The sequence below is a fragment of the Actinosynnema sp. genome, assembly GCF_052038725.1.
Genome location: NZ_JBQGCX010001180.1, coordinates 1 through 6,287, shown reverse-complemented (window position 1 = coordinate 6,287; position 6,287 = coordinate 1). Strand labels below are relative to the sequence as shown.

At 71.4% G+C, this 6,287-nt stretch carries 6 protein-coding genes; all 6 read right to left on the bottom strand.

Annotated features, from left to right (window positions below):
• Window positions 1–34: 34 nt before the first annotated feature.
• Entirely contained in the window at window positions 35–1,459 is a 1,425-nt protein-coding gene (locus ACTUAL_RS24705) for a GH1 family beta-glucosidase (RefSeq protein WP_440901932.1), read from the bottom strand.
• A 20-nt stretch (window positions 1,460–1,479) separates the two neighbouring features.
• Window positions 1,480–2,484 (bottom strand): ABC transporter ATP-binding protein, encoded by a 1,005-nt coding sequence (locus ACTUAL_RS24700; protein ID WP_440901931.1) that lies wholly within the window; start codon window positions 2,482–2,484, stop codon window positions 1,480–1,482.
• Window positions 2,481–3,587 (bottom strand): ABC transporter permease, encoded by a 1,107-nt coding sequence (locus tag ACTUAL_RS24695; RefSeq protein ID WP_232519752.1) that lies wholly within the window; start codon window positions 3,585–3,587, stop codon window positions 2,481–2,483. Before ACTUAL_RS24695 ends, ACTUAL_RS24700 begins: the two co-directional genes overlap by 4 nt.
• 3 nt (window positions 3,588–3,590) lie before the next feature.
• Entirely contained in the window at window positions 3,591–4,571 is a 981-nt protein-coding gene (locus tag ACTUAL_RS24690; RefSeq protein ID WP_440901930.1) for an ABC transporter permease, read from the bottom strand.
• Window positions 4,568–5,611: an ABC transporter ATP-binding protein gene (locus tag ACTUAL_RS24685; RefSeq protein WP_440901929.1), complete on the bottom strand. Its 1,044-nt coding sequence runs from the start codon at window positions 5,609–5,611 to the stop codon at window positions 4,568–4,570. The genes ACTUAL_RS24690 and ACTUAL_RS24685 overlap by 4 nt, the downstream gene beginning before the upstream one ends.
• The coding region (locus tag ACTUAL_RS24680) for an ABC transporter substrate-binding protein (RefSeq protein ID WP_440901928.1) at window positions 5,608–6,287 on the bottom strand (680 nt) is incomplete at its 5' end. The genes ACTUAL_RS24680 and ACTUAL_RS24685, both read right to left, overlap by 4 nt.

Here is a 6,287-nt window from a genome sequence, read left to right as displayed (position 1 = left end):
TCCGGCGGAGGGCGTGGTGCTCACCCGCGCCACGCTAGTGCGCCGACGGGTCGGATGCTGGCAGTACGCCGGTGCGTGAGAGGTCGGCGTACCACCGCGCGCTCGCCTTGGGCGTGCGCACCTGGGTCTCGTAGTCCACGTGCACGATCCCGAACCGCTTCTCGTACCCGTACGACCACTCGAAGTTGTCCATCAGCGACCACGCGAAGTACCCGCGCACGTCAGCCCCGCCCTCGCGCGCCCGCGCGACGGCCGCGATGTGCGAGTCCAGGTACGCCACCCGGTCCGCGTCGGCCACCGACCCGTCCGGCGACACGCCGTCGTCGAACGCCGCCCCGTTCTCGGTGATCACCATCGGCGGCAGGTCGGGGTACTCGCGCGCGTTCTGCAGCAGCAGCTCGGTGAACTGCTCCGGCACGATCTCCCAGTCCATCGCGGTGACCGGCCGCCCGTAGCGCAGCTCCCGGTCCACCGGAAGCCCGTCCGCGTCGACCGTCGAGCCGTCCTCGGCGGTGCCGGAGTACCTGGAGCTGGTGTAGTGGTTGATCCCCAGCACCTCGATGGGCTGGGAGATCAGCTCCAGGTCGCCCTCCCGCACGGGCAGCTCTGCGCCGCGCGCGGCGAGGTCGGCGACCACGTCGGCCGGGTACTCGCCGGTGACCACCGGGTGCAGGTAGATGCGCCTGCCGAGGCCGTCCGCGCGCCGGGCGGCCTCGCGGTCGAGCTCGCTGTCGGTGGCGGGCGCGGCGTGGCCCATGTTCAGCGTGATGCCGAACTCGGTGGGCTTGGTCGCCGCCTCGCGCATCCGCTGGGTGGCCAGGCCGTGGCCGAGCAGCAGGTGGTGCACGGCCTTGATGGCGTCCGGGAAGTGCGTGCGGCCGGGCGCCTGCCTGCCGACGTGGTAGCCGAGCATCGCCGAGCACCACGGCTCGTTGAGCGTGGTCCACGTGCGCACCCGGTCCTGCAGCGCGTCGAACACCAGCATCGAGTAGTCGGCGAAGCGGTAGGCGGTGTCGCGGACGGGCCAGCCGCCCGCGTCCTCCAGCTCCTGCGGCAGGTCCCAGTGGTAGAGCGTCACCCACGGGTCGACGCCCTTGGCGAGCAGCTCGTCCACGAGCCGGTCGTAGAACGCCAGGCCCTTGGGGTTGGCGGGGCCGACGCCGCCCGGCTGGACGCGCGGCCAGGCCACCGAGAACCGGTAGGTGTCGACGCCGAGCGAGCGGATCAGCTCCACGTCCTCGGGCATCCGGTGGTAGTGGTCGCAGGCCACGTCGCCGTTGTCGCCCTCGTGCACCATGCCGGGGACGCGGCAGTAGGTGTCCCAGATGGACGGTCCGCGCCCGTCCTCGGCCACCGCCCCCTCGATCTGGTAGGCGGAAGTGGCCACGCCCCAGCGGAACGAGGGGGGCAGCGACGCGATGGCCGGGTCGAACCCGGCGGCGCGTGCGGTGGTGTCCACAGTGGATCTCCTCCTGGAGGTCAGGACCCGTTGTCGTGAACGGGGTGCAGCCAACAGGCCACGGCGCGGTCGGCGCCCGGCTGGTCGCCGGGGAGGCCGAGCGCCGGGACCTCCACACCGCAACGCTCCATTGCGCGCGGACAGCGGGGGTGGAACGCGCAGCCCGAGGGCATTCCGCGCAGGTCCGGCGGTGAGCCGGGGATGCCCGCGAGCAGGCGGCGGGGGCCGCGCAGCGCGGGGAACGAGCCGAGGAGGCCCTCGCTGTACGGGTGCAGCGGCGTCCGGTAGATCTCCGAGGACCCGGCCTGCTCGACGATGCGCCCGCCGTACATGATCGCGATCCGGTCGGAGAACTCGACCAGCAGCGACAGGTCGTGGGTGATGAACACGACCGAGAACCCGAGCCGCTCGCGCAGGTCCACGAGCTGGCGCAGGATCTGCCGCTGCACCACCACGTCCAGCGCGGTGGTCGGCTCGTCCATGATCACGACCTCGGGCTCCAGCACCAGCGCCATGGCGATCATGACGCGCTGGCGCATCCCGCCGGAGAGCTGGTGCGGGTAGCTGTCGAGCCGGTCGGCGGCGATGCCGACGAGCGCGAGCACCTCGCGGGCCCGCGCGAGCCGGGAGGCCTTGGTGCTGCTCGGGTCGTGGGCTGCGACGACGTCGGTGAGCTGGGTGGAGATCCGCTTGACCGGGTTGAGCGAGTTCATCGCGCCCTGGAACACGATCGCGGTCTCGGCCCAGCGGAACGCGCGCAGCCGCTCGTCGGACATCCGCAGCACGTCGACGGGCCCGTCGGGGCCGTGGTAGAGCACCTCGCCGGAGGCGACGACGCCGGGCGGCGGGAGCAGCCTGGTCATGCCGTAGGCGAGGGTGGACTTGCCGCTGCCGCTCTCGCCCGCGAGGCCGAGGACCTCGCCGCGGTGCAGGGTCAGGTCGCCGTCGCGCACGGCCCGCACGGCGTCGGCGCCGAGGCCGTAGTCGACGTTGAGGGCTCGGATCTCCAGGACCGGCTCGCTCACGACTCCCCCTCCCCGGTGGTGCGGGCAGTATCGCCCTCGGTGGTGTTCCCGGTGCGGCGGCCCCCGGCCGGGATGTCCTTGCCTGCGGCCGGGATTTCCCCGGTGGCAGCCGGGATGTCCTTGGTGGCGGCGGGTTTCGGCGCGGGCGCCAGCACCGGCGTGAAGCCGACGCGCATCCGCACGGTGCGGCCGTCCTCGGTCTTCGCGGTGGTCCTGCCGCCGCCGCGCAGGCGCGGGCTGACGAACTCGTCGATGCCGAAGTTCACCAGCGACAGCGCGGTGCCCAGGAACGCGATCGCGAGCCCGGCGGGCACGAACCACCACCACGCGCCCTGCGCGAGCGCCTGCTGGCCCTGCGCCCAGAACAGCACGGTGCCCCAGTTCCAGGTGCCGCTCGCGGACACCCCGATGAACGCCAGGGTGATCTCGGAGACGACGGCGAAGATGACCGTGCCGACGAAGCCGGAGGCGATGACCGCCGTCAGGTTCGGCATGATCTCGAAGACGATGATCCGCCAGGTGGACTCGCCGGTGGCGCGCGCGGCCTCCACGTAGTCCCTGCGGCGCAGCGACAGCGTCTGCGCGCGCAGCACCCGCGCGTTCCACGCCCACGAGGTGAGACCGATGACCAGCGCGATGGTGACGTCGGTGGTCTCGGGCAGCGACGAGGTGATGATGATGATCAGCGGCAGCGCCGGGATGACCAGGAAGACGTTGGACAGCGCGGAGAGGCCCTCCGCGCCGAACCCGCCGAGGTAGCCGGAGGTGACGCCGACCAGCACCGACAGCACGGTGGCGATGGCGGCGGCGAGGAACCCGACGAGCATGACGCTGCGGGTGCCCACGACCACCTGGCTGAAGATGTCCTGGCCGAGGTGGGTGGTGCCGAACCAGTGCGCCGCCGACGGGCCCTGCATGACGTCGGAGCTGCGCGCGGACGGGTCGTGGGGCGCGATCCACGGGCCGATCACGGCGATCAGCGCGAACAGGCCGAGCACGACGAGTCCGGTGGTGGCCTTGGGGTTCGCGACGAACCGCAGCCTGCTGCGCTTGGCGGGCGCGGCGGAGGGCGCGGTCCCGGTCGTGGTGGGGATGACGGCCATCGCTCAGCCCTCCCGTCGGGTGCGCGGGTCGAGCGCGAGGTAGGCGAGGTCGGCCAGGAAGTTGGCCGCCAGCACGGACAGCGTGATCATCAGGAAGATGCCCTGCATGAGCGGGTAGTCCTTGGCGCCGACCGCCTGGAACAGCAGCAGGCCGAGGCCGGGGTAGGAGAACACGATCTCCACCAGCAGCGTGCCGCCGACGATGAAGCCGAGCGAGAGCGCGAAGCCGGAGACGTTGGGCAGCAGGGCGTTGCGCGCCGCGTAGCCGACCATGACGCGCCGGTCGGTGAGGCCCTTGGCGTGCGCGACGGTGACGTAGTCCTCGGACGACACCGTCACCATCATGTTGCGCATGCTCAGGATCCAGCCGCTCATCGACGACACCAGGATCGTCAGCGCGGGCAGCAGGCCGTGCCGCAGCACGCTGCCCGCGAACTCCAGGTCCGGGTTCGGCACCAGGCCGATCTCGTACGCGCCGGAGGCCGGGAAGAAGCTGCCGGGACCGGCGAGCAGGGCGATGGCGAGCAGGCCCAGCCAGAAGTACGGGATCGAGGACAGGAACGTGGTGACCGGGATCAGCAGGTCCGCGAGGGAGCCGCGCCGCCAGCCGACGACCGTGCCGAGCGCGGTGCCGAGCAGGAAGCCGAGCACCGTGGTGATGCCGACCAGCCCGACGGTCCACGGCAGGCCGCCGCTGATCACCTCCGACACCGGGGTGGGGAAGAAGGTGAAGGACATGCCGAGGTCGCCGGTGAGGATCTGGCCGAGGTAGCGGAAGTACTGCTCGACCAGGCTCGCCTCCTCGTCCAGCCCGAAGAGGATGTACAGCGACTCGACGGCCTCGGTGGTCATCTGGCCCCTGGTCTTGGTGATCAGGGCCTGGACCGGGTCGCCGGGGATGAGCCGGGGGATGAAGAAGTTGATGGTCAGCGCGGCCCACGCGGTGAACGCGTAGAAGGCGGTGCGCTTGAGGACCTGGCTCACCTCCCGCTCACCTCCGCGTCGAAGAGCCAGCAGGCGGCGAAGTGGCCGGGCTGGTCGCCGACGTCGAACCGGGGCGGGACCTTCTCCCGGCACACGTCCATCGCGAAGGGGCAGCGCGGGTTGAACCGGCAGCCGGACGGCGGGTCGATGAGGCTGGGGGGTTCACCGCTCCCCCCGTCCTTCGACTCCACCGCGGGGCGATCGGGGTCGGGCGCGGAGTCGATGAGCAGCTGCGTGTACGGGTGCGCGGGGTTCTGCGTGACGGTCTCGCTGTCGCCGCCCTCGACCACGCGCCCGGCGTACATCACGCAGGTCTCGTCGGCGAAGTAGCGCGCCGACGCGATGTCGTGGGTGATGTACAGGATCGCCAGGTGCAGGCGCTCCTTCAAGTCCCGCAGCAGGTTCAGCACGCCGAGGCGGATCGACACGTCGAGCATCGACACCGGCTCGTCGGCGAGCAGCACCTCGGGGTCGGCGCCGAGCGCGCGGGCGATGGCCACGCGCTGGCGCTGGCCGCCGGACAGCTCGTGCGGGAACTTGTCGACGTACCGCTCGGGCGGGGTGAGCTGCACGCGGGTGAGCAGGTCGGACAGCGCGGCCTCCAGCTCCTGCGCGCTCTTCCCGGCGTTGCCGTGGATCTTCAGCGCCCTGGTGAGGTGGTAGCGCACGGTGTGCACGGGGTTCAGCGAGGCGAACGGGTCCTGGAAGATCATCTGGACCCGCTTGCTGTACCCCCGGAACGCCCGGCCGCCCTTGACGGCGGTGACCTCGCCGCGCAGCCGGATCTCGCCGGAGGTGCGCGGGTAGAGCTGGGCGAGCAACCGGGCGACGGTCGACTTGCCCGAGCCGGACTCCCCGACCAGCGCGGTGACCCGGCCCGCGCGCAGCGCGAGCGTGACGTCGTCCACGGCGTGCACCGCGCGGGCGCCCCTGGTCAGCAGTTGCCTCCCGCGCCCCCGCAGCGGGAAGTGCTTGGTGAGGCCATCGGCCTCCAGGACCACGTCGGTGGTCCCGGAGGCCGAGGCGGAGCGCTCGGTCATGCGGCGGGCTTCAGCTCGAGGACGATCTGCAGCGCGTTCTCCAGGGTCATCTGGGCGGGCGCGTAGGGGTTCTCGGCGTCGGGCCAGCCGGTCCAGTTGCGGGTGGTGTACTCGCCGCCGCCGTTGGCCGCCGAGGTGATGATCACCGGCATGTCGCGCACGAAGATCTGCTGGAGCAGGGTCATCGCGGCGGTGCGGGAGGCGTCGTCGGGGGCGGTGGCGTACTGCTCCAGCGCCGCGGTGGCCTCGGGGTTCTCGTAGCGGCCGTAGTTGCCGTTGATGCCGCCCTGGCCGACCGGCTTGTACAGCGCGCCGTCCATGATGGACTGGTAGATGTCGTACGGCGTCGGGCCGTTGTTGGTCCAGTGCAGCGCGGCCTGGAAGTCGCCGGTGTCCAGCGCCTTGGTCCAGGCGTCGACGTTCTGCAGCTCGACGGTGGCCTCGATGCCGATGTCGGAGACGTTGTCCTTGATGATCTCGACGTTGGTGACGTAGTCGGACCAGCCGGACGGCACGGTCATCTTCAGCGTCACGGGCTTGCCTGACGGGTCCTTGAGCTTGTCGCCGTCGTAGCTGAAGCCGTTGTCGGTCAGCTCCTTCTTGGCCGCGGCGACGTCCACCTCGACGGTCTTGCCCTTGAACTCGTCGGCGATGAACGGGTCACCGGCGGGCGTGG